Below are 24,179 nucleotides of genomic sequence, written 5' to 3' on the forward strand. Positions count from 1 at the left end.
TATGCTATCTAAAGCACTGAAAATAATGTTTATTTTTCTGGTGGTAAAACCGCTGGTTTTTGTTGCGCTTGGTTTAAATGTCATCAATCGCAACAAGTTACCTCAGAAAGGGCCTGTCCTTATTGCCGCCAACCATAACAGCCATCTTGATACGCTGGTATTGCTCGCTTTGTTTCCCATTAGTCTGGTCCACAAGGTTCGCCCTGTGGCTGCTGCTGACTATTTTCTGTCAAATCGCTTTTCTGCCTGGCTCTCATTAAATGTTATCGGCATCATCCCTATTAACAGAACAGGAAATGCTGCTGATAGGAATGCGCTGTTTAATGAATGCCACCGCGCGCTGGATAAGGGAGATATTTTATTGGTATTTCCTGAAGGAAGCCGAGGTGAACCTGAGGTGATGAGCGAGTTAAAAAAAGGGATCTACCACCTGGCAAGAGAGCATGACCACTGTCCTGTTATCCCGGTTGTCATGAAAGGCCTTGGTATGTCTTTGCCCAAGGGCACAGCGATGTTTGTACCTTTCAACTGCGATGTTGTTATCGGCCAACCTGTGGATCACGTCGATTGTTCAGAAACCTTTATGGCTGAGATACAGGCTCAGTATGCTGAACTCAGTCAACACTGTATTACCCAGTATAACGCCTAGGGTCTGTTGACCTTTGGTGATGATTTTTGCAGCAGTTTGTGGGGATTTTATGCAAGGCAGAGGCTTCGATGTGTAGCTCGCCTACATGAGAAGCTGATAACGCAGCAGAAATTCCCCACAAACGCTGCCCGAAGGGTTCGACTGCGCGTCCCGTACTCTAAGCGTTTTATGCTTTGTTGAGGTGTATTTGCTTAGAATGGCTAGGCGGCACACACCTCGCCGCGCCTAAAACGCTTATGATGGGAACAAAACTCAACCACCAACGGTCAACAAACTCTGGCAATCATCCCCTTCAGCCAGCTCACAAAGCTCTCCGTGCTTTCGTCCTGCATATTGCTGATCAGGTAATACCCTGCGTTGGCTTTGATGGGCGAAAACGGTGACACCAACCTTCCGGTTTCCAACTCATTATCGATAAGCGCCATACGCGCCATCGCGATGCCTACGCCTGCTTCTGCGGCAGACATGGCCATATCAGTGCGGTTAAAGAAGTGGCCGCTGCCAGTGGGTACAGAAAGCTGCATTGCTTTGGCCCAGTTTCGCCATTCTAAATCCTTGTCGGCTTTTTCCCATGGCATGGCATCGTGCAGCAAGGTGATACCGCGCCAATGCTCAGCATTACCTCCTTCGTTTTGCAGCCACTGGTGACGTTCCAGATATCTTGGGTTCATCACTGGCAGCAGATACTCGTCCAACAACAGTTCAGCGTTCGGATGTTTGAAAGGATGCGGGCGATAGTCGATGGCAAGATCAAAGTCCCGCGTGTCAGCGTTCACCAATGCGCCTTCGGCATAGATCTGTACCTGAATATCGGGGTAAAAGTCGTGGAAGCTTTCGAGTTTTGGCACCAGCCATTTAAACGCAAAGGAAGGCGTCAGCTTTAGACGGATTTCCTGTTTCTTTCCGGTATTACGTTGCAAGCTGGCGATTTCTGCATCAATTTCTGCTAAATGGAAACTCACATTTTGGTGAAGCTGTTTACCCTTTTCGGTCAGACGAATACCCCGGGAATGACGTTCAAGCAGAGTGAAACCCAGTTGCTGCTCCAGTTGCAACAACTGTTGGCTCACCGCCCCAGTAGTCAGGTGCATAGCTTTCGCGGCGCTGGTCAGTGTGCTGTGCCTCCCAACTTCCGAAAAAGTATAAAGGGCACCGAGATGTTGGCTTTTGAGTGTCTGCATTTTTGCTTTTAGAAATTCTATACACAGTGATTAATTTAAATCGATTGTTAGGGTTATGTAAACACCGCAAACTCGCCCTGTCTGATTGGGGGGAATAATCATGAAAGCATTGGTCTTGGGAAGTGGCGTTGTCGGCCTGATGAGCGCCTGGTATTTGCAGCAGGCAGGTTACAAAGTCACTGTCGTCGATCGCCAATCTAAAGCAGGCGAAGAAACCAGTTTCGCCAATGCAGGGCAAATCTCCTACGGTTACTCCTCTCCTTGGGCAGCACCCGGTATTCCGCAAAAGGCCATTCGTTGGCTGATGGAAGAACACGCACCGCTCAAAGTGAAACCCTCGCTCGATCCTCAGTTGATCAAATGGGCAACGCAAATGCTGTCAAACTGTCAGCTTGATCGTTATCAGGTGAACAAGTCGCGTATGCTGGGCATTGCCAACCATAGCCGTCAGTGTCTGTTGGATTTGCGTGAGAAGCACGACATCGAATATCAGGGGCGCCAGAAAGGCACATTGCAAATCTTCCGTAATCAGAAGCAACTTGATGCGGTAGAAAAAGACATCGCCCTTCTGGAGCAAAGCGGTACCCGTTATCAACGTATGACGGTTGAAGATTGCATCAAGCAAGAGCCCGGATTGGCCTCTGTGAGCCACAAGCTGACTGGCGGTCTCTATCTGCCGGATGACGAAACGGGTGATTGCTACCTGTTCTGCCAGCAAATGACCGAGCTTGCCAAAGCGCACGGCGTGGAATTTATGTTCGACACCGAAGTGAAGAATGTGAAACGCGAAGGCACCCGAATTGTCAGCGTCGTAACGGATAAAGGCGAACTGGAAGCAGACGCTTATGTGGTGGCGATGGGTAGCTACTCGACCAAGTTTATGGCAGGTCTAGGTCTGAGTATTCCTGTGTACCCGGTGAAAGGTTACTCGCTGACCGTGCCTATCACTGACGAAACGCAGGCACCGACATCAACCGTGATGGACGAAACCTACAAAGTCGCCCTGACCCGCTTTGACGATCGTATCCGTGTGGCGGGCACTGCTGAGTTGGCAGGCTTCGATCCTTCTATTCCGGAAAAGCGCAAAGCGACGATTTCCATGGTGGTAAAAGATCTGTTCCCACACAGCGGCGATTTCGACAAAGCCGAGTTCTGGACAGGGTTCCGCCCAATGACGCCAGATGGTACGCCGCTGATAGGTAAAACGCCGTTCGACAATCTGTTCACCAATACCGGTCATGGTACGCTGGGCTGGACCATGGCTTGTGGTTCCGGCCATCTGCTGGCGCAAATCATCTCCAAAGAGATCACCAGTAATGTCGAGGGTCTGGATTACTTCCGCTACGCGGGATAACACATCTGACTAACAGAGGGGGCCACAAGGCTCCTTCTTTGCTTTCTTCTCCCGAAAACTATCTTTGCCACTTTCCCACTTTCCCCTCCCTGCTTTGTATCAAGAATAACGCGCGCTCTTCTGCCCTACACATCTAGGCTCTATGCATCTCTTTTCAATGAGGGTTTGTTATGCCAGTCATTCAACAGTTCAGCCTTGATGGTCAGGTTGCCATTGTCACCGGTGCTGCCGCCGGGATTGGGCGCCGGATAGCCGAAGTTTTTGCTGATGCAGGCGCAGAAGTGGTGGTAAGCGATCTGGATTTGGATGCCGCGACAGAAGTGGCTTCCGCCATTAATGCTACAGGTCGACATGCTATCTCAGCGGCCTGTAACGTCACCAAAGAAGAAGACAGAACGGCTTTGGTTGAACGTGCTGTCACGACATTTGGCAAGGTGACTATCCTTGCCAACAATGCAGGCGGTGGCGGCCCAAAACCCTTCGACATGCCAATGGCAGACTTTGAGTGGGCGTATCAACTCAATGTATTTTCCCCTTTTAGGCTGATGCAGCTTTGCGCGCCGGAGATGGAAAAAGCCGGCGGAGGCGCAGTATTGAATATCAGTTCGATGGCTGGCGAAAACAAAAACTGGATGATGGCGTCTTATGGCTCTTCGAAAGCCGCCATCAATCATCTCACCCGCAATACCGCTTTTGATTTGGGTGCCAGGGGCATTCGCGTGAATGCCATTGCACCGGGGGCAATCCGCACGGCGGCGCTGGAGAAAGTGCTCACCCCTGATATTGAAAAAGCCATGCTGAAACACACGCCACTCGGAAGGCTTGGGAAAACCGATGATATTGCGCTTGCCGCCCTGTTTCTGTGCTCGCCAGCGGCAGCTTGGGTGAGTGGTCAGGTGCTGACAGTCAGTGGCGGCGGCTCTCAGGAATTGAGCTAAAAACCATCTTTAACGAAAGTTAACCCCTCCTCGCCTCTCCCCTAAAAAGGGGGAGCCAAGACCGATTGTGTCATTCCCTTTAAACGGGAGAGACAAGGACGGAGTTAAATGGGGGGGGGGGAATCTTACTTCTCCATCTCTGCTTTCAGGTTATCTAAACCCGCTTTATAGAGTCCGGTGATGGCTGAAATGGCTGTTGCGTCGTTGAGGTTTTCAGGCGGATCGTTGTTCGGATAGCCACGGTAGAATCCGGCCTTCCAAGTCACCACACTTTTGTCACCTTCGGCTTTCACTTTGATGGTGGACTGGTAGTTGGTGACGGGTAACAACGCGGTGTTGTCTTTGATGATTTTGTATTTGAGCATCATGGCGTCAGGGTTGTAGCGCTTTATCTCTTCCGTCACGCTCTGGTCACCCACATAAACGACACGCACCGCCCCTTTCTCAGTCGGGTTTCCTGATTCCATGACCACTTTAGTCACGGGTGGCAACCAGGAAAGGCTCTCGAAAGCCCCTACCGTTTTCCAAACTTTGTCCGCTGGGGCATTGATGGTGACAGATTCAGAGACTTTGAGCCTTGATGGGCCATGGGCGTTGGCCGTTGAAACGCCGACAATGCCTGCCAGCATCACGATGACGGGAAGTAGTTTTCTTAACATCCGCTGTTCCTTCTCAAACCGTTTCGTTTCTTTATAACGACGATCAGGAAGGAACAGAATCACGTCAGTGGCAAAAGTGTTTTCCGTTTTTAGTGAATATCCTTGTATTACCTACCCACGCTGGGTTTCAAGCGTAAAGGTAAGATGCTATCCCCAAAAAACCTGAAGATGCAGGACTCAGATATATCCAAACAACCTGAAGATACTTCTATTCAGAGGTCATCAATGCATTCAATTCGAGGCAAATTTCACGAGGAATAGTGGCTCTATTTCCGTGGAATTAAACGAAGAAGTGGGCGCATTGAGGGCCTCCCTTCGGGCGAGTTGACTAACACCAAAAAATGCCTCTTTGTGATCAGGTGTAACGATGACTAACCCACTCATAAACCGCTTCATCAAACTTCGAAAATTCCACATGAAATTAAACTGAAAAAATTCACACCTTATTTCTATAATGTTAAAAAAAGAATAAATAAAACAATTTGAATCTCATCGAAAATAAACTTGCAAGTCATTTTAAAAATTAACTAACCATCCATTTCGTTTAAAACAAGAAAGGTCATGCAAGTCAAAATGAAGTCCGTGAAAGATCATTTAAACCAATATGTTAAACCAAAATCACAAGGAGGTATAAACAGATTAAAACAAAGATACAAATTAAAGTTAAATTGACTTTAAAAAGGCAGATTAAAAATCGAAATATATTGTCACATTAGAAGTTTAGGTTCACCCGGAAATCAATCAGAGGGTATATCTCAAATGAAAAAGTGGGCTCTATTATTATCTTTTCTAACGACAACAAACGTGCTTGCTGGTAGTGATGTCTACCTGACAAACAACTCTAGCCAGACTCTCACTATCAATGTTGATCATTCCGGTTCTGACTTACTTGAACATGGAAATGAATGGTTCCAACTCACTCAAACGTTGGGGCCTTGGGAGACCAAACCCGTGTTGACTTTCAATCGCTGGGAGGGCGTTAAAGCAGGCAAAGAATACCGCTTCACTACCGTAGTCACCAATGAATCTGGCCAGCAATCTATGTTACACCAAACCATGACGGGTCATTGGAGTCACTCTTCTATTTCCTATGGTGTCAGCGCAGATGATGTGCCTTTACACATGCAGAATGACCGGAACATTCACCGTTTCCACACCTCTGTGTTTCAGGACCGTCCTACGGAGCTGGCCATGAAATCCGTTGCCACCGCCAGATATGATAATCTTTATTACACCATCACTCCTGAGAAAATAGGTGAGCCTCAAGCACCATCTGAAGATACGTTAAAAGTCATGACGTATAACATTTGGGCTTTGCCATTGATTGCCTCTCATATCGGTGATCGGTTCAATATCATCCCCGAATACGTGAAAGGCTATGACGTTATCGCGCTGCAAGAAGTCTTTGCTAACGGGAGAGGCAGCTTCCTCCGCAGACTGGCCGCTGAATATCCTTATCAGACCCAAATGCTGAGTAAGAACAGTTCAAATATATATGATGGTGGTGTGGTCATTGTCAGCCGCTACCCTATCGTGAATGAAACACAATTTATCTTCCCTGATTGCTCGGGTACAGATTGCTTCGCCGATAAAGGGGTAAATTACGCGGAGATCATCAAAGGCGGAAAGGCCTATCATGTCTTTGCCACACATACGGCTTCTTTTGATACCGATACCGCAAGAGAATACAGGCAGCGACAGTTCCAACAAATTCGGGCCCTCGCAAATTCACTCGATATTTCGGCAAATGATACCGTCATCTACAGCGGAGACTTCAACGTGAACAAACTTAAGTTTCCCGGTGACTATCAACAGATGATCGAGAACCTCGCTGCTGTCGAGCCAACTTACTCGGGCTACACCGAATCAACATTTGATCCACGTATCAACAATTTTGCCGGTGAAGCGCTGTCCGGTGGAGAGCACATAGAATATCTCGACTACGTCATGATCAGTAGGGAATATGGCTCGAATACCGCGACCAATGACAACCGCGTCGATGTCCCTAGAACAACAGACCCGAGACTATGGAAACACTGGAATCTGTCTGATCACTTTCCCGTCGCCGCGGTGATTCAGCAATGAAAAAAGTCGTTATCGGCTTGGTGCCTGTCTTACTGACAGGCATCTTCATTGGGTTAGGAAGTGACGCTGACACACCTAATGTGGCTGTCATACCGACAAAAGCTGATGTCACCAATACGCCTCAAACTGAGCCTGACATCGCTTTACCCTTGCGCACTACAGACAAGGTTTCCGCCTCGACAAACCTAGAGGTGAAAAGTTCATTATTTAGCGATGATTTACTCTTAGGGGATCTTAAACGCTTAAAAGGCGAGCCTCTGCAACGATCTTTACAGGCATTTTGGACTCACTGCTCTGGGAAAGAAAATTGCGACGAGCGCTTGTTAGAGCTGCAGCAGCGCCTCTCTGCGGTTAATTATGATCTGCTAGCCACTTTCCCCATGCGAAGTGAAATCTGGAAAACAGTCCAATCCACTGTCCCACTCACCAATGACAATACGATTGAAGAGAATATCGCCATCTTCAAACGATATGGAGAAGAGACTTGGGATGATCACACCAATGTGGTGCTGGCAGATGCATTCACTATGCTGGATTTTAAGCAACAAGCACAGCAGCTAAACAATGTTTCAGCCGATATCTTTTTGTCGGAGTATCAATCTCTCCTCGGTCATTGGCGTCAAGATTTAAAGGTACTGGCGCTTGAATCAGGGGTAAATCAATATGAGCAAGGCCTTGATCTCATTCCTCCAAGTTTTACCAACGAACAACGCAGTATCATCCAAAGTCAACTCGCAAATTATTACCTCGAACCTCGGGAAGCAGAGCAGGTACTGGCCCGTGAGCGAGCAGTGATAGCACAATCAGAAAAAGTAGCGCGTTATCAGGCAGCCCTTTCCTCTCTTGAAGCATCATTGGAATCAGCACGCCTTACTACGCACTCTCATCTCGACAATACACGTTGGGAAGAATACAAGGCAGGAGAAATCAGCGTATTTCGGCGTAGGTTCTTTTCAGCAGGCACTGACTAGAAAAACGGGGCTCCCCATTTTCTGGAGAGCCTCCGATACAACGTGCTTCAATAGCCGAGACCCGTTACGCTCAGTAAATCCTTTATCTTCACCTATGAAGCGTGTTTTTTAATAAACCCTTTGATCTTAGGTGCTATCGCCTCTCGGTAGCGGCGACCGTTGAAAATACCGTAGTGCCCGACACCTTTTTGCTCATAATGGAGTTTCTTTGATTTCGGCAGCTTGGTACAAAGATCCAAGGCTGCAGAAGTTTGACCACGGCCGGTGATGTCATCTAACTCCCCTTCAATGGTCAATATGGCAGTTTGGGTAATGGCATCCAAATCGATAAGCTCTCCGCGATACTGCATGGTCTTATTAGGCAGTTTGTGTTCGAGGAAGACCTTGCGAATGGTATCGAGGTAGTAATGGGCAGGCAAATCCATCACGGCGAGGTATTCATTGTAAAACTTACGGTGGGCTTCTGCATTGTCGCCATCGCCTTTCACCAAATCGCCAAAGAACTTGAAGTGCTTCTGCACATGGGTATCAAGGTTCATCGACATGAAACCGGAAAGCTGTACGAAACCGGGATAAACCAATTGTCCCGCCCCCTCATATTGCTCGGGCACAGTACAAATCACGTTGGATTCAAACCACTCCAAATCCTTGTCACTGGCATAATCGTTCACTTCCGTCGGGTTGATTCTGGTGTCTATCGGCCCGCCCATCAGCGTCATACTGCAAGGCACCGCAGGATTGTTACGCGCTGACATCAAGGCGGTGGCCACCATTAAAGGAACGCAAGGCTGACAAACCGCGATGGCATGGGTGTCTGGCCCCAGAAGTTCTAAGAATTCGACCAGATAATCCACATAATCGTCGAAGTGGAACTCCCCTTCACTCAGCGGCACATCGCGGGCATTATGCCAGTCTGTGACATACACATCGTGATCTGGCAGAAAGGTGTCAATCGTGCCACGCAGCAAGGTAGCGAAGTGACCGGAAAGCGGCGCAACGAAAAGTACTTTGGGTTGGTTAATTTGGGCTTTGCTGCGGCGAAAATGCAGCAGATTACAGAAAGGTTTATTGGCAATCACATTGTACTGAATCGCGAGCTTCTCGCCGTTGATGACGGTGGTATCAAGCCCCCAGGCCGGTTCGTCATAGCAATCAGTCAGCCGCTCCACCAGTTCCATGGAAGCATCAAGCGTTCGGATAACCGGAGTCGTTTTCATTGGGTTCCAGGGGGCGGCATTCACATCCCGCACAAACTTAACCCAGCTGTTCAATGGCTTGATAGCATCCATATAGGTTGCGTTGAATTGGTAAAGCATAAACCGCCCCTTAATTCTGGCTGACTACAAAGGTGGTTTCGTTTTTATTAGCGATGGGTTATCGCTTATTGATTAACCACACAATTAATATACTAGCCCAGTTCGGCGTATTAACGCTTTGGCAAACTTCCACACAAACATCTAGATATCAAACGCGTGACCCTACGCGAAGCCACCCATTATCTGGTCCAGCAAGGCATGGTCTACCGCGTAAAAGGCTCCTGTCTGTATGTGGGATCTGGCCAAGTATCACCGAACAGCAATTTTTATGTCATCCCCCCCTTTCGATGAAAAGTCATCTCTAATATTCATCAAATTACCCGCCATTAGCGCTTACTTCCCCACCAGCCCTTCCTGAGGACTGGTTTACCGCAGTACTTTTATTTATATCTCGCTGGAAAGACATATGTCTCACATCTAGTCTTTTATGAGACAAAAAAGTCTTATTCAAGCGGGAAAAACAATGAAATACATCTTCATTCTGACGGCGTTGTCGATGCTATTAAGCGGCTGCGACAGCCGTGAAATCTCTGGAAGCCAGCAAGACGAAGAAGCAAAAGCTCTGGCCCTTAAACTTGCGGTATCAAGCCACGAGGACAGTGCAAGCTCAGAAGCAGCCCTGTACTTCGCCTCGCTGATAAACGAAAGATCCAAAGGTCAACTGACTGTATCTGCATCATTTAAGCCCAACAACGTCAGTGAGCGGGAGTTGATTGCTTCCGTCCAGAAAGGCGAGGTGGACTTTGCTGTTGTGACAAGCTCAAAGATGTCCTACCTTTATCCTTCTCTTGAACTGTTTGATTTGCCTTTTTTCTTTACAGATCATGAACAAGTCACACAAGTTTATGAAAGTCCGGCTGGCAAACTCTTGCTTAACTCTCTCCGAAAAAAAGAGCTTGTCGGACTGGCATTTTGGGATGGTGGCTTTAAGCATCTCGTCACCACTTTTCCCATGGAAACCATCTCACAATTAGACCAACGCCGCTTTCGCGTCACCGAAAGTGCCATTATTAAACAGCAATTCTCTGCCTGGAAGAGCCTGGCTATTCCCGTATCAGATGAAGTGGTAACGCAGGCTTTCTCAAATGGGGATTTGGATGGAGAAGAAATCACGCTAAGCCGGTTATCAGCGCGTCGAATTGCTGGGCAGAAACTCTATCTCACCCGTCATGGTCACCAAACCCAAATATTGATCATGTCGGAGAAAGCGAACGCAAAGCTCTCTGAAGCGCAGAAAACTCTCATCAATAGCGCCAGTAATATTGCCACCTCCTTCCAAAATGAAATTTCCCATCGAAAAGATCATGTTGCGCTTGCCAATTTAAGGGAAGAAGGAATCACCCGGCAACCGCCTGACAGCTTGCTTGCCGATTTAAAAGCCTCGTCTTCTAACATCATGGAACATAACAGGATGCGGATCGGCACGGCTATTATCGAACAAGTGCTTCAAGGAAAAGAGAATTGGAACCATCCGCATCCAGATAAACTTATTGTTGCGTTAGACGCCGATATGATCGGTGGTTCAGCCATTTCGGGATTGTCTATACGCAGGGGAATAGAACTCGCGCTGGAAGAAATTAATCAAGGTGGTGGCGTACTGGGCAAAGAAGTGGAATTGGTCGTCAGAAACAATTCTATGGTCCCCTCCCGGGGGTTGGATAACATTGCAATATTCTCGGAACTACCCAACCTAATTGCTGTGTTTGGTGGAATCAGTAGTCCCGTTGTGCTGGCAGAACTGGATTTGCTGCACCAACACAAAATACTGATGCTGGCTCCCTGGGCTGCCGCCACTCCCATTGTCAGTAATGGGCAAAATCCGAATTTTGTTTTCCGGGTTTCCGTGCGGGACGAATACGCCGCCCAGTTTATGCTGGATGGCGCATTGAGTGTTTCTAAAAAAGTAGGCTTTTTGCTGGTCAATAACGGCTGGGGAAGGAGCAATTTTGAGGGACTGACAAAAGAGATGGAGAGACGTACGCTTGCTCCTGTTCACGTCGAGTGGTTTGACTGGGGTGAGAAAAACATGGGAAATAAAGTTAAAAATCTCGTCCAGAAAGGCGTTGAATCCATCATTTTTGTCGGCAATGCCGTAGAAGGTGAAAAGTTTGTTTACCAACTTGCCAAATACCCCAATCCACCAGTCGTTTTCTCTCATTGGGGGATCACAGGCTCAGAGTTTGCCAGACGTTCTGAGAGCGCGCTTAGGGCCGTCGATCTCCGCGTATTGCAAACGTTCACTTTCGTTGAAAACAACACACCTGAAGCCAAAACTTTAGTCCAACGCTACCACCGCCGCTATGGAACCAAAAAAGAATCAGATATTTATGCCCCGTCCGGTACAGCACATGCTTATGATTTAATGCATATGCTCGCTATTGCTGCTGAAAAGGCAGGTTCGGCAGATATGTCCGCCATCCAAAAAGAACTCACTAAATTGGATAGATACAACGGACTGCTAAAGCAATACCGTTCTCCGTTTGATCGCGGTAAGCAAGATGCCCTGACATCAGAAGACTACCTGTTCGCTCACTATAAAGACGGAAGTCTTTATCCATTGGAGAGCGATCGCTGATGGCAACCAAAACCAGCATTGCCAACCGCTTTTCCAGACTTCTCCTGCTACTGCTTGTCTCATTCTTACTTTTGATTGTGGGCGCTACCACCATCATGGAAATTTTCCGAATTGAGCGACAGCTCCAAAGTACGCTCCATAGTGATGCGTTTAATACTTTAGGTCTTCTTGACCTAGAGCTAAAAACGCAGCAACGGGCAGTATCACGAACAGCACAAAGCCAGCTTTCCATCAACAGTCTTATTAATATCGGAACTGAGCAATATTACTTCCATCATGCTTTGGAAGATCTGACGCTCTATACCGCTATTGAGGACGCCTTGCTGTTTGATTATGCAGGGAATGCACTCGGCGATAGACAAGGCGATATCGGATGGTTTTCCCCGCAACTCGTCACAGATACACTTTCCTCTGGCCGCGGGGACGTCAAGTTTATCAACGGTAGCTTCTATATCATTGAGCCGATTAATTACTACTACGCAGTCCAGGGGGGAATCATTGCCAAAATCAATCTGGACCGGCTGACAGAAGCAGCTCTGGCAAACCTTGACCACAGCTACGACCTCAACATTCATCAAAAGTGGGGGAATAGTGAAGGTGATCTCGATGCTATGGGTATTAAAGTTTCTATGTATCCCGCGCAAGACCTGCTGATTGGCAAATTCGACATTTCTATTACCTTGAACCAACCCTATATTTCTATGCTCAAGGAAATTTCACCCTGGCTTACCAACTTCAGTATCCTTGCGCTTATCGCCATGATTCCACTGGTCATTATCACCAAGCGAATCGGGCAAAAAATGGCCACACCAATCGTTGAACTTGCCAACGAAGTCAAGGCAGGGGAATACCCGGTAAAAGCGCATGCATCAGACGCAGAGTTGGCGACCCTGGCAGAGGTTTTTAACCACGCTACCCAAGAAATAAACCGCATCAATGAACAAAATATTCAGGAAGAGCGTCAGTCTGGGCAAAGCCAGATAATCGCGATTGTGGATACTGTCATTGATGCCATTATCACCATCGATTCACAGGGCTATATCGCCACGTTTAATCCCGCTGCCGAAGGATTGTTTGGATACAAAGCAAGTGAGGTTGTGAGTCAGAAAGTCAATATCCTCATGCCTCATAAATTCGCCCGTGACCACGACACTTACATCAATAATTATCTCTCGGGTAAGCAGGCCCGAATTATCGGTGTGGGTCGTGAAGTTGTCGCAAGACGTAAAGATGGCTCGACATTTCCTGCGGAGCTGTCAGTCAGCGAAATGCAAGTATCGGGAAAACGGATGTTTACCGGTATCATCCGCGATATCACTTCACGAAAGCAAGATGAGGCGATGAAAAGCGAGTTTGTGGCCACAGTGAGCCACGAGCTTCGCACCCCCCTGACTTCAATACGTGGTGCGCTCGGTTTGATCCTCGGAAAATTCGCGGATGAGTTACCCCCAAAAACGCATAAAATGCTGACCCTGGCACTCAGGAACTGTGAACGCCTGACTCTGCTGATCAACGATATTCTGGATATCGAAAAGCTCAAATCCGATCAGATGGTATATACCTTCCACAGGAACAATCTCTACAGCATCATCACCCGTTCAATTGAGGACAATCAGGATTACGCCCGCCAGCATCAAGTCAGAATGTCGTTCCGAACGGAAACAGAAAATGCCTTCATCATCGCTGACTCCCCTCGCATGCAACAGGTGATGGCAAACCTGATTTCCAACGCAATCAAGTATTCAAAGCCAGGAGATAAAGTAGACATTTTGCTCTCTTTACAGGGGGGCGAGTATAAAGTGGAAGTGACTGATGTCGGAACTGGCATTCCGGAAGAGTTCCTTGATCACATCTTCGATCGGTTCTCCCAGGCTGATAGCTCTGACACCCGGCGCGTGGGCGGCACTGGTCTTGGGCTAGCTATCACTAAATCCATTATCGAGGCGCACAAAGGCAGCATCAATTTTTTCTCCACACAGGGGCAAGGGTCTACGTTCTTCTTCACTTTGCCTTGTGAAAACGCCCCTTCCCTCCCGAAAGCCCAGCAAGTTGCAGATACGCTTGCCGAATTTCAAATACTCTTTGTAGGACACAATGAAGATTTACTGACAGCACTCAGAAACCAGCTCTATCCTGCATGTGAGATCTCTGCTGCCGAATCAGTTTCACGTGCAAACCTCGCATTAGGCCAACAACCTTTCCAACTGGTCATGATGGCATTCCCTCAAAATGAACCCATCGACAAACTGCTGGACCAACTAAACCGTCGCAACATTCCAACCGTATTTCTTACTGATGGCATTCAGGACATCAAACTGCCTGAAGTTGTAGTCGCTACCCACGATATCCATGCATTGAATATCGGTAATCTTAAATCTGAACTATGTCTTATACTTAAGACATCAGTTCCCAGGGTCTGTTGACCTTTGGCGATGATTTTTGCAGCAGTTTGTGGGGATTTCATGCAAGGCAGAGGCTTAGATGTGAAGCTAGCCTACATGAGAAGCTGATAACGCAGCAGAAAGTCCCCACAAACGCTGCCCGAAGGGTTCGACTGCGCGTCCCGTACTCTAAGCGTTTTATGCTTTGTTGAGGTGTATTTGCTTAGAAAGAATGACTAGGCGGCACACACCTCGCCGCGCCTAAAACGCTTATAGATAGAACAAAATTCAACCACCAAAGGTCAACAGACCCTAGAGAGTCAGTCTGATGGATAAGCCAATTACCGTGCTTTACGTTGAAGATGATGAAGACATTCGTGATGTGGCAGAGCTCGCACTGGAAGGCGACGACTTCGTCATTCTGTCCTGCGAATGCGGTGACATGGCTCTTGAGAAAGCCGCGCTATCGAACCCGGATCTATTGCTGCTGGACGTTATGATGCCAGATATGGACGGTCCCACGACGCTAAAGCACCTTCGGGAAATGCCACATTTAGAAAGCACACCCGCGATTTTTATGACTGCCAAAGTTCAGCCTGCGGAAATGAAGTCCTATCACGACTGTGGCGCAATTGGCGTGATCAGCAAACCATTTGACCCTATGTTACTGGCCGACGAAATCATAAAGATAATGGGAAGGCACAGTGCATGAGACCTTCTCAAGTCAAAAAGTTTCAAGAACAGCAAGCCAAGTTCGCCAGCAGTGTTGCCAAACGCACTGAGCGTATTAAAACACTTTGGAATAAAATTCAGTCCCAAACATCCTCCGAATTTTGCGAATTGGAAGAGCTGGTCATGGAAGCGCACAAGCTTGCTGGCACCGCCACGACACTTGGGTTTGTGGATCTTGGTGAGTGCGGAAGAGATATCGAAGTACTGTTGAAACCTCACATTGAGAGCCAGACACTGCCTGCGGCAAGCGATGATATCGACAGACTGATTGTGGGCATAGACGATATCGCCAAGATCGAACCTAAACGCCCTGACGATCTTACGTATGGTGAGGTCACGCTACTTCACGAGAAGGACCGTACAAAGCAACTGGTTTATGTGGTGGCAGAGAACCCAGACGATGTCTCGGAGATGGTCAAACAACTCCAGTATATCGATTACGAAGTTATCCTTCTCGAGACCGCAACCCAGCTAAAATATGCACTCGGCAACGAGGCTCCTTCGGTACTGATTGTCGACTTGAACGACTTTCAGATCCTTGATGACATTACCCGAGTCTGGCGTAAAAACAGTGGTATTCCTCTTGTGGTACTCAGCACAACCGAATGCTGGGAAAGTCGTCTCCATGCCGCCAGGGCGGGTGCCTACACCTTCTTCCACAAACCTGTTGAGTACGATGATATTCTCGGGCTGCTCGATTCGCTGTGGGAGACAAATAACGCCCAGTATCGCGTGCTTATTGTGGAAGATGACCGCACTCTCGCCGAGCATTACTCTATTGTGTTGCAAGGTGCTGGAATGAAAACCAGCATTGTGGATAATCCCCATCAACTACTTGATGAACTTGGCGAATTCCATCCTGATCTTGTTTTAATGGACCTTTACATGCCGGAATGCTCCGGCGTGGAAGCCGCCAGTGTTATCCGCCAACATGCTTCGAATACCAATGTGCCTATCGTGTACCTTTCCGGTGAAACCGATCTCAAGCTTCAAATGAAGGCACTTCAGGTCGGTGCGGACGATTTCCTGACCAAACCCATCAATGATCTACACCTGACACAAGCCGTGTCGATTCGTGCTCATCGTTTCCGAGCCTTGAGTGCCATGATGGACAGAGATAGCCTGACCGGTCTTTTGAATCACTCCAACCTGAAAATGGCGTTGGAACGTGAGCTATCCCGCGCACGACGCCACAAGTCTCCAGTCAGCTTTGTGATGATCGATATCGATTACTTCAAATCGATTAACGACAAATATGGCCATCCGGTCGGAGACAAGGTGATCAAAGGTGTGGCCCGTTTGTTGAATTACCGCTTCCGTAAAACCGATACCAGCGCCCGTTATGGTGGAGAAGAATTTGCTTTGATCTTGCCTGACACCCCCGCAGACATTGCACTCAGGCTGATTGATGAAATTCGCATTACCTTTGCGAAAACGCCTTTTTCTAATGGCCCGGAAACGTTCACCGCAACCTTGAGTGCGGGGATCGCCACCTTTCCGGAATTCGATTCTACAGAAAGCATCATCGAAGCGGCAGACTCGTCACTCTATTTGGCTAAAGAGAGAGGGCGAAACCGTGTCATCACCCATGTTGAGCTGGGTGAGCATCATGATTCTCAGGAGAAAAACACCGCGTGATACCTTGATAGGTTTTCATTAGGGTCTGTTGACATTTGCGAGAATTTTGAGAGAAATTCGCGAGAGCTTTGCCATTTTTTCGCGCCATGCTTGGAGGAATTCAACGCACAGGGAGCGAAAAATGAAAACCTTACTTCTCAGCATGGCAATGGGCGCAGCATTCACCGCACAAGCCGCCAACGTCGATGTCAAAATCACCAATGCCACCGATGGTATTTATTTCACCCCACTGATTGTTGCTGCTCACAGCCCGGATGCGTATCTGTTCCGCACTGGCGAAGCAGCATCTGCTGATCTTGAAGCTATGGCAGAAGGTGGTGATATTTCCGGTCTGGTTGCGCTTGCTGAAGGCGTGGGCGCTGATGTGCAAGCCAACCCGGCAGAAGGCATTCTGGACCCAGGCGCATCAACGTCAACCACTCTTTATGCAAATCACGGCGATGTGCTTTCTATTGCCGCGATGTTGCTACCTTCTAACGATGCATTTATTGGTGTAGATAGCTGGAAAATTCCAAAGAAAAAAGGCACCTATGTCATCAGAGCCAATGGGTATGACGCGGGTACAGAAGCGAATGATGAGCTGGCAGGCAGCGTTCCAACCCCACCGTTTATCACCTTTGGTGAAGGTGGTACAGGTGTCGATACTGAAGTCGCCAATGAAACCGTCCATATTCACCCAGGCAACCTTGGTGATACTGATTCCAGTGGCGGTCTGAGCGACTTCGACAGCACCAAACACCGTTGGCTCAATCCAGTTGCCATCGTTACCGTTACCGTTTATTAAGGAGGGCATAACATGTATCGCTCTGCTCTCATTGGCGCTGCGGCGTTAATACTTGCCGGATGTGAGGAATACTCCGTGACGGTAGAAAATATGACGGACGCACAACCTATGTCTCCGGTGACGTTGTTAACTCACAGTAAGCCAAATACCCTGTTTGAAGTCGGCCAACCAGTATCTCTGGCCCTGGAGAAACTGGCCGAAGGTGGTGACAACAGTGAAGTGGTGGCTTATGAAAAACGACACCATGTCGAGGAGGCGCTCTCCGGTGCATCTCCTCTCGCGCCAGGCGCCTCCGAAAACTTCACGATTAAGCTCAAGCATAGGAAGACACGTTATCTGTCCGTTGCTTCCATGTTGGTTAACACCAATGACGCCATCGTTGCTGAGTCTGATATCGATCTTCGCAAATTACATCCAGGACAAAGTATCACTATTACACTGCCAGTGTGGGATGCGGGTACAGAAGCTAACTCGGAGACCCAAGGTACCATTCCTGGCCCTGCCGCGGGTGGTGAAGGCTTCAATGCTGCGCGTGATGATATAGACCGCCTACGTATTCATCCTGGCGTGCTATCCGCCGATGAAGGACTGGAAGATTCGGCACTGAAATACCGACACCGTTTTCTGAACCCCGGCGCAAAAGTCACCATCAAACGCGTTTGGTGATTCATTACCGCAAAGCACAAACGGGCACTGTTGAAAGTGCCCGTTTTGATCTCCGGTAACGTATTTATATCTATGTTAAGCTGATTGAAAAGACGATTAATGTTGGAGAACCCGTGTTGAGCTTTGTTGAATCACAGGAAAGCATTTTTCGCTTGCTGACTTTTTTCTCCATTTTTGGGGTGATGGCTGCTGCAGAGTGGCTGTTTCCCAAACGTACTCTTACGGTGAGTAAAGCCAAACGCTGGCTGAATAATATTGCCCTGATGATGCTCAATACGGCTGTGCTCCGCGCTATTTTCCCCCTCGCCGCTGCGGGTTTCGCGGCATGGTGTTCCCGCCAGGGGATCGGTTTATTCAATATCCTCGACGCGCCGCTTTGGCTTTCAGTAATCCTCAGTATTGTCATTCTCGATGGCATCATCTGGTTCCAACATAAACTCTTCCATACTGTCCCTCTGCTTTGGCGTTTGCACGCGGTTCATCATGCAGACCGGGACCTGGATGTCTCTTCAGGTGCACGCTTTCACCCGATTGAAATTCTGCTCTCGATGCTGATTAAGTTTGTAGCGATTGCGCTGTTAGGTGTCCCTGTCGTGGCAGTGATTTTGTTTGAAGTCATACTCAGCGGTATGGCTTTGTTTAATCACAGTAATGTGGCTATTCCATTGTCAATTGACCGCTGGGTGCGCAAAGTACTGGTGACGCCGGACATGCACCGCGTGCATCACTCCATTCACCGCTACGAAAGTGATTCGAACTTCGGCTTTAACCTTGCTATCTGGGACAGGCTGTTCAACACTTACCGCGCGCAACCCGAGGAAGGCCATTACGGTATGACAATTGGCATTAAAAGCCAACGGGAAGAAAAACATGTGGTTTGGCTAACAGGTCTGCTTGCCCTGCCATTTCGTTTGTTCAAACGCGCCCCTGAGAAAAAACAACAAGATAACTCCCTCTGAATCAGGATTGGATTCCCATGACTAAAGTGATCGTCACTTCGCTTAACCCTGCCAAAATTGCGGCTGTAGAAGCTGCCTTCAAAGAAGTATTTCCTAACAATGATATGACGTTTGAAGGTGTGTCTGTTGCCAGCGGTGTACCGGATCAACCCATGACCAGCGAAGCAACGTTGGCAGGTGCCCGCAACCGTGTCCACAACGCCAAGAAAGTGATTGATGGTAGTTTCTATGTAGGTGTGGAAGCCGGATTGGATGCCCCTTACACCTTTGCCTGGATGGTGGTGGAGTCTGCCGACCGTGTCGGTGAATCCCGTTCAGCCTCAGTACCATTGCCACCCGTGGCGCTGAAAATGCTGGAGGAAGGAAAAGAACTCGGCGATGTCATGGATGAGATGTTCAACGAGCAAAACGTCAAGCAGAAAGGCGGCGCGATTGGCATGCTGACCGGACACCTGCTAACAAGAAGCTCGGTCTACCATCAGGCGCTGATCCTCGCCTTAATTCCGTTTATAAATCCTGGGCTGTTTCCAACGAAAGAGTATTAAAGAGATCCTAGGGGCTGTAAAAAGAAAAAAGCGGCACTACTAAACAGTTGCCGCTTTCTCTTGTCCCTAGAACCTGCTTTTACTGAGCCCCAAGGCCCTCTGTTTATTTTTCCAAAAGCTTCAACAACCACTGCTTCTGCGCGTCATCCAGTTGCTTTAACTCGTTGGATCCACGGGTGATAGTGGCTATGCCTACGCCCAGCATCTGACTCAGTTGTCTTTGGCTCATCTCGCCTTTTAGCAACTCATTGACAATATTGACTCTGGCAATCAAAGCTGTTCGCTCATCAGGAGTCAGCAACATTTTCAGCAGTTCCGCTTCATGCCCGTCATCACTTGCTCTGTGGATCAAATCCAGCACATCTTGCCAGTCAGAATATTCCGGCGTCGCTTTCATGGTCACCTCATGGGAATGGGTTTACTAAACCCAGGCATTATACCCCATCTATGTCAGAGTCTTAGTGAATCATGACTTAATAACGACGCTTGGACTCACTTTCTGTCAGGAACTGCAGCTTCTGACCCAGTAACTTGCTGTAGTAGATGTCATACATCAGCACGTTTTGAACGTAACCACGGGTCTCTCGGAATGGAATGGCCTCGATAAACGCAATCGCATCCAGATTACCGTCTGACTTCTCCAGCCAGCGATTCGCTCGATGGGGACCAGCATTGTACCCGGCAAAGGCAAGGATGCGGTTTTCATCGAACTTATCCAACAGCATCCGAAGGTAGCCACTACCCAATCGGATATTGATACCCGGGTCGTTCAGCGTGCTCTTACCGAGATAGCGGAACCCCAGTTTTTTTGAGGTTTCCTTGGCAGTTGCTGGCATTAATTGCATCAGCCCACGCGCGCCAACAGGCGATACTGCGCGGGCGTAGAAAGCACTCTCCTGACGCGATAAAGCCAGAAGGGTCGTCAACGGAAGATCACGCTCTTTGCTGAAGAATTCAAACCACCAGCGATGCGCCACAGGAAAGCGGTACTCCAAATGTCCCCATAGCTTTCCAGCTATCGTTGCCTGCACACAAAGGTGATACCACTTCTGGTCGGACGCATACGCAGCCAGGTTCGCTTTCTGATCTTGATCGGCATTGCGGAGAATGTACTGCCACTCTCTTTTCGCAGCGGTAATCTTATCCAGTGCCAACAGTTCATCCACACGCTTCAAAGCGCTGTTAAATGGTGCCAGTGCGCCTGGGTTAAGCGGGGTAGTTTGGTAAGGGATATCAATCGGCTTACCTAACTCGTCCGCTGCTGCAACACTGTAGAAGTTACGCTCGCCGATTATGGACTCAAAAATCGCGTTAGCTTCTGCCGTTTTACCGGATTCTTTCAGCACGCGGGCACGCCAGTATTTCCACTTCAGCGAGTCGCGCTCTTTTTCTGACATGGCATTAATCCAGCGGCCAACGCCTGTCCAGTCGGCTTCCACTAAGCTCATGCGCACACGACGCTCCAGCAGCGACTGATTCACTGATTGCTTGAGATGCTTGTCACGCCAAGCGACAAGGGTTGCATCTTCTGTCGACATCAAACGACCAGCGAGATAATCGGCCATCTCCTGATGTTCATGCTTGTCGTAGTGCTGGCCTTCTACAGTGCGGTTGAACTGCTTCACCGCCTCTTTCGAATTGCTGCGCGAAAGACGTTCAAAGGCAATGCGGGTGAGATGGCGATTAAAGGCGGTGACTTTGCTTTTCTTGGAGAAATCCGCTACGCCCTGAGGCTTTTTATACAGCGCCAGAATCTCTTTGGCCTGACGTTTGGCATAAGATGACGTCAGTTGCTTCTCAAGATAAGTCATCAAGGACTTATTGCGGTTGTCAAACGCCAGCAACATGCGCTCAAGCACCAGGCTATCCGTCAACTTACCTTTGTCTTTAAGGTGTTCAAACAGCTTGTCGCATGCCCTGTCGACTGAGGAACCTGACAGATACAAGGATTTGGCCCCGGACAAAGCCAGGGCTTTGTCGCCTGCCCTGCTGTGTGCATAGTAGTAGTTACATTGATAACTCTCGCCACGCGGCACAGTCTGCTGAAAAGCCACCAACTGCGACCACTTTCCATTTGAAGCCAATGCGCTTAGATGACGAGCGCGCACTGTCCTGGTAAACGGCACATCTTCGTACTTCTCAAGAAAGGCATTCACTTCTTTGGTACTGGCACTGTTGATATCACGCATAAAGTCGCGATAGTCCAGGTACGGGTATAGTGGGTAGTTTTTCACATCAGATTTCAGACGCGAGAAGGTCTTTATGTCGTTGCGCTCAATGGCAGCAATAGCCTTTTCATAACGGGTACGCTGTTCATCAATCGTGAGGGCTTGGGCCGGCGCAATGCCACCTAAAAGCAACGCCAAACTGAGGGGCGCTGCAAAGTACAATTTATCCACTGACGTTATATATTCTTTTGTAATTATTGAGCTTTTGGTTAATAGCATTTCAGATGCTTCTCCCCGGCGCGCTTAGCTTTAAGCTTATACCCAATCCATCGAGTTAGATGGAAAATCAGATCCGTTGCACCGTCTTCTGTATATCAAATTCCCTGACCTCCCGCTGCAAAGAAACTGTTACTGAAAACGACAAACGGGAGCTCGGGCACGTGAGACGGAAGCATGCCTCTCTTTCTTTTGTTTTTCCCAACAACAAATGGTTCCCAAAACTATACTCTGACCAGCTCAATGTCTGACCTTAAAACGGTTTGAGGCCTATACCCAAACGACCTGAAGATGACCTCCCTCCGGGCGAGTTGACTGACGCCGTGCTCTTTGTTGTTCCTTTTTAATGGAGATGACTAAGCCTGCAAAGGTACGCCGCGATCACAACGCCAGTCAATCTCGCTGAATCCTGCATCTTCAGGTTGTTTGGATATAAGGTCTGTTACAATACTTGAACGAAGCAGGTAGAATATCCGGCTAATCATTTCCATTTAGTGACAAGAGAACGCGAGCAGAATGGCTGAGTACGTTTATACCATGTCGCGCGTTGGCAAAATCGTGCCACCGAAGCGTCAGATCCTTAAAGACATCTCTCTGTGCTTTTTCCCAGGTGCCAAAATCGGCGTATTGGGTCTAAACGGCGCAGGTAAATCCACCCTTCTACGCATCATGGCGGGTATCGATACCGATATCGAAGGTGAAGCGCGTGCACAACCTGGCATCAAAGTGGGTTACCTGCCTCAGGAACCAAAACTGGATGAAGACAAAACAGTTCGTGAAACTGTGGAAGAAGCAGTTTCTGACGTGGTTGACGCCCTGTCTCGTCTTGATGCTGTTTACGCCGCTTATGCAGAACCAGATGCAGATTTCGACGCCCTGGCAAAAGAGCAAGGTGAACTCGAAGCACTAATCCAGGCAAAAGACGGCCACAATCTTGATAACGCCCTTGAGCGCGCTGCGGATGCACTGCGTCTGCCAGAGTGGGATGCGAAAATTAAGCACCTGTCTGGTGGTGAGCGCCGCCGTGTCGCTATCTGCCGTCTGCTGCTTGAACGTCCAGATATGCTGCTGCTCGACGAGCCAACGAACCACCTGGACGCAGAATCTGTGGGCTGGCTGGAACGTTTCCTGGTTGATTACAACGGCACTGTTGTGGCTATCACGCACGACCGTTACTTCCTTGATAACGCAGCGGGCTGGATTCTGGAACTTGACCGTGGTGAAGGTATTCCATGGGAAGGTAACTACACCTCCTGGCTGGAGCAAAAAGACGCGCGTCTGCAACAAGAAGCGTCATCTGAAAAAGCCCGCCAGAAGACCATCGAGAAAGAACTTGAGTGGGTTCGCCAGAATCCTAAAGGCCGTCAGGCAAAATCTAAAGCACGTATGGCACGCTTTGAAGAGCTGAACACCACTGACTACCAGCGTCGTAACGAAACCAACGAACTTTTCATCCCACCGGGTCCACGTCTGGGTGACAAGGTTATCGAAGTGAATAACCTGACCAAGTCATTCGGTGACCGCGTTCTGATCGACGACCTGTCGTTCAGCGTGCCTAAAGGTGCGATTGTAGGCATCATCGGTGCCAACGGCGCGGGTAAATCTACCCTGTTCAAGATGCTGAGCGGCACCGAGCAGCCAGACAGCGGTTCTGTTGAAATGGGTGAAACAGTGCAACTGGCGTCGGTTGATCAGTTCCGTGACAGCATGGACGACAACAACACGGTTTATCAGGAAATCTCTGAAGGTGCAGAAATCATCCGCATCAACAACTTCGAGATCCCTGCACGTGCTTACTGTTCGCGCTTTAACTTCAAAGGCAGCGATCAGCAAAAACGTATCGGCGACCTGTCAGGTGGTGAACGTAACCGTGTTCACCTTGCGAAACTGCTAAAAGCGGGCGGCAACGTACTGCTTCTCGACGAACCAACCAACGACCTGGACGTAGAAACTCTGCGTGCACTGGAAGAAGCGCTGCTTGAATTCCCTGGCTGTGCCATGGTTATCTCGCACGACCGTTGGTTCCTTGACCGTATCGCGACGCACATTCTGGATTACCGTGATGAAGGTCAGGTGAACTTCTTCGAAGGTAACTACGCAGAATACAGCGAGTGGCTGAAGCAAACGCTGGGCGCAGCGGCAGCACAACCACACCGCATCAAATACAAGCGCGTGACCAATTAAGCGTTGCTTGATTGAGAAAAGGACCACGCCACGTGGTCTTTTTTTATCGATATATCTGCGGCTTACTTTCAATTATTGACTAATTCATTACTAAGACGGGTAGAACATCACGGAGACG

At 48.6% G+C, this 24,179-nt stretch carries 19 protein-coding genes; 14 read left to right on the forward strand and 5 right to left on the reverse strand.

Annotated features, from left to right (window positions below; genetic code table 11):
* The first annotated feature begins 1 nt into the window (after nt 1).
* Complete coding sequence (locus tag VP504_RS07870) at nt 2–649, forward strand: lysophospholipid acyltransferase family protein (protein ID WP_062705176.1); 648 nt, start codon at nt 2–4, stop codon at nt 647–649.
* A gap of 266 nt (nt 650–915) precedes the next feature.
* On the opposite strand, the gene VP504_RS07875 is transcribed toward VP504_RS07870, so the two are convergent.
* Nucleotides 916–1,830: a LysR substrate-binding domain-containing protein gene (locus VP504_RS07875; RefSeq protein WP_325893735.1), complete on the reverse strand. Its 915-nt coding sequence runs from the start codon at nt 1,828–1,830 to the stop codon at nt 916–918.
* A gap of 100 nt (nt 1,831–1,930) precedes the next feature.
* On the opposite strand from VP504_RS07875, the gene VP504_RS07880 reads away from it, so the two are divergent.
* A complete protein-coding gene (locus VP504_RS07880; protein WP_325893737.1) occupies nt 1,931–3,184 on the forward strand; it encodes a D-amino acid dehydrogenase in 1,254 nt (417 codons plus the stop codon).
* A gap of 170 nt (nt 3,185–3,354) precedes the next feature.
* Nucleotides 3,355–4,122, forward strand: a complete 768-nt coding sequence (gene hdhA, locus VP504_RS07885) for a 7-alpha-hydroxysteroid dehydrogenase (protein ID WP_325893739.1) — start codon at nt 3,355–3,357, stop codon at nt 4,120–4,122.
* 125 nt (nt 4,123–4,247) lie between these two features.
* On the opposite strand, the gene VP504_RS07890 is transcribed toward hdhA, so the two are convergent.
* The gene (locus VP504_RS07890; RefSeq protein WP_325893741.1) at nt 4,248–4,781 is read right to left on the reverse strand and encodes an SRPBCC family protein; all 534 of its coding nucleotides are present in this window, start codon (nt 4,779–4,781) and stop codon (nt 4,248–4,250) included.
* A 759-nt stretch (nt 4,782–5,540) separates the two neighbouring features.
* On the opposite strand from VP504_RS07890, the gene VP504_RS07895 reads away from it, so the two are divergent.
* Nucleotides 5,541–6,866 carry a sphingomyelin phosphodiesterase gene (locus tag VP504_RS07895; protein WP_325893742.1) on the forward strand — a complete coding sequence of 442 codons (1,326 nt, stop codon included), beginning with the start codon at nt 5,541–5,543 and terminating at the stop codon, nt 6,864–6,866.
* A complete protein-coding gene (locus VP504_RS07900) occupies nt 6,863–7,837 on the forward strand; it encodes a hypothetical protein (protein ID WP_325893743.1) in 975 nt (324 codons plus the stop codon). Before VP504_RS07895 ends, VP504_RS07900 begins: the two co-directional genes overlap by 4 nt.
* Nucleotides 7,838–7,929: 92 nt before the next feature.
* Here VP504_RS07900 and VP504_RS07905 read toward each other — a convergent pair whose 3' ends face one another.
* Entirely contained in the window at nt 7,930–9,153 is a 1,224-nt protein-coding gene (locus VP504_RS07905) for a polyhydroxyalkanoate depolymerase (RefSeq protein WP_062705190.1), read from the reverse strand.
* A gap of 463 nt (nt 9,154–9,616) precedes the next feature.
* Here VP504_RS07905 and dctP point away from each other — a divergent pair, with 463 nt between their 5' ends.
* From dctP to yjjX, 8 genes are all read left to right on the forward strand, one after another.
* Nucleotides 9,617–11,728, forward strand: coding sequence for a TRAP transporter substrate-binding protein DctP (gene dctP, locus VP504_RS07910; protein WP_325893744.1), 2,112 nt, complete (start codon nt 9,617–9,619; stop codon nt 11,726–11,728).
* Entirely contained in the window at nt 11,728–14,151 is a 2,424-nt protein-coding gene (locus tag VP504_RS07915; protein ID WP_325893745.1) for a sensor histidine kinase, read from the forward strand. The genes dctP and VP504_RS07915 overlap by 1 nt, the downstream gene beginning before the upstream one ends.
* Nucleotides 14,152–14,437: 286 nt before the next feature.
* Nucleotides 14,438–14,821 carry a response regulator gene (locus VP504_RS07920; RefSeq protein ID WP_325893746.1) on the forward strand — a complete coding sequence of 128 codons (384 nt, stop codon included), beginning with the start codon at nt 14,438–14,440 and terminating at the stop codon, nt 14,819–14,821.
* Nucleotides 14,818–16,479 (forward strand): diguanylate cyclase, encoded by a 1,662-nt coding sequence (locus tag VP504_RS07925; protein WP_325893747.1) that lies wholly within the window; start codon nt 14,818–14,820, stop codon nt 16,477–16,479. Before VP504_RS07920 ends, VP504_RS07925 begins: the two co-directional genes overlap by 4 nt.
* A 121-nt stretch (nt 16,480–16,600) precedes the next feature.
* Entirely contained in the window at nt 16,601–17,263 is a 663-nt protein-coding gene (locus VP504_RS07930) for a spondin domain-containing protein (protein ID WP_325893748.1), read from the forward strand.
* A 12-nt stretch (nt 17,264–17,275) separates the two neighbouring features.
* Complete coding sequence (locus VP504_RS07935) at nt 17,276–17,929, forward strand: spondin domain-containing protein (protein ID WP_325893750.1); 654 nt, start codon at nt 17,276–17,278, stop codon at nt 17,927–17,929.
* Nucleotides 17,930–18,042: 113 nt separating this feature from the next.
* The gene (locus VP504_RS07940) at nt 18,043–18,888 is read left to right on the forward strand and encodes a sterol desaturase family protein (RefSeq protein WP_325893751.1); all 846 of its coding nucleotides are present in this window, start codon (nt 18,043–18,045) and stop codon (nt 18,886–18,888) included.
* Nucleotides 18,889–18,905: 17 nt separating this feature from the next.
* On the forward strand, nt 18,906–19,433 hold the full coding sequence (gene yjjX / locus VP504_RS07945) for an inosine/xanthosine triphosphatase (protein WP_325893752.1): 528 nt from the start codon (nt 18,906–18,908) through the stop codon (nt 19,431–19,433).
* 103 nt (nt 19,434–19,536) lie between these two features.
* Here yjjX and trpR read toward each other — a convergent pair whose 3' ends face one another.
* Both trpR and sltY read right to left on the reverse strand, forming a co-directional pair.
* Nucleotides 19,537–19,830 (reverse strand): trp operon repressor, encoded by a 294-nt coding sequence (gene trpR / locus VP504_RS07950; RefSeq protein WP_325893753.1) that lies wholly within the window; start codon nt 19,828–19,830, stop codon nt 19,537–19,539.
* Nucleotides 19,831–19,906: 76 nt separating this feature from the next.
* Nucleotides 19,907–21,880: a murein transglycosylase gene (gene sltY / locus VP504_RS07955; protein ID WP_325893754.1), complete on the reverse strand. Its 1,974-nt coding sequence runs from the start codon at nt 21,878–21,880 to the stop codon at nt 19,907–19,909.
* 513 nt (nt 21,881–22,393) lie between these two features.
* Between sltY and ettA the strand changes: the two genes are divergently transcribed.
* Nucleotides 22,394–24,061, forward strand: a complete 1,668-nt coding sequence (gene ettA, locus VP504_RS07960; RefSeq protein ID WP_325893756.1) for an energy-dependent translational throttle protein EttA — start codon at nt 22,394–22,396, stop codon at nt 24,059–24,061.
* Nucleotides 24,062–24,179: the final 118 nt, after the last annotated feature.

This window comes from Grimontia sp. NTOU-MAR1 (assembly GCF_035758505.1).
Classification (GTDB): Bacteria; Pseudomonadota; Gammaproteobacteria; order Enterobacterales; family Vibrionaceae; genus Enterovibrio; species Enterovibrio marinus.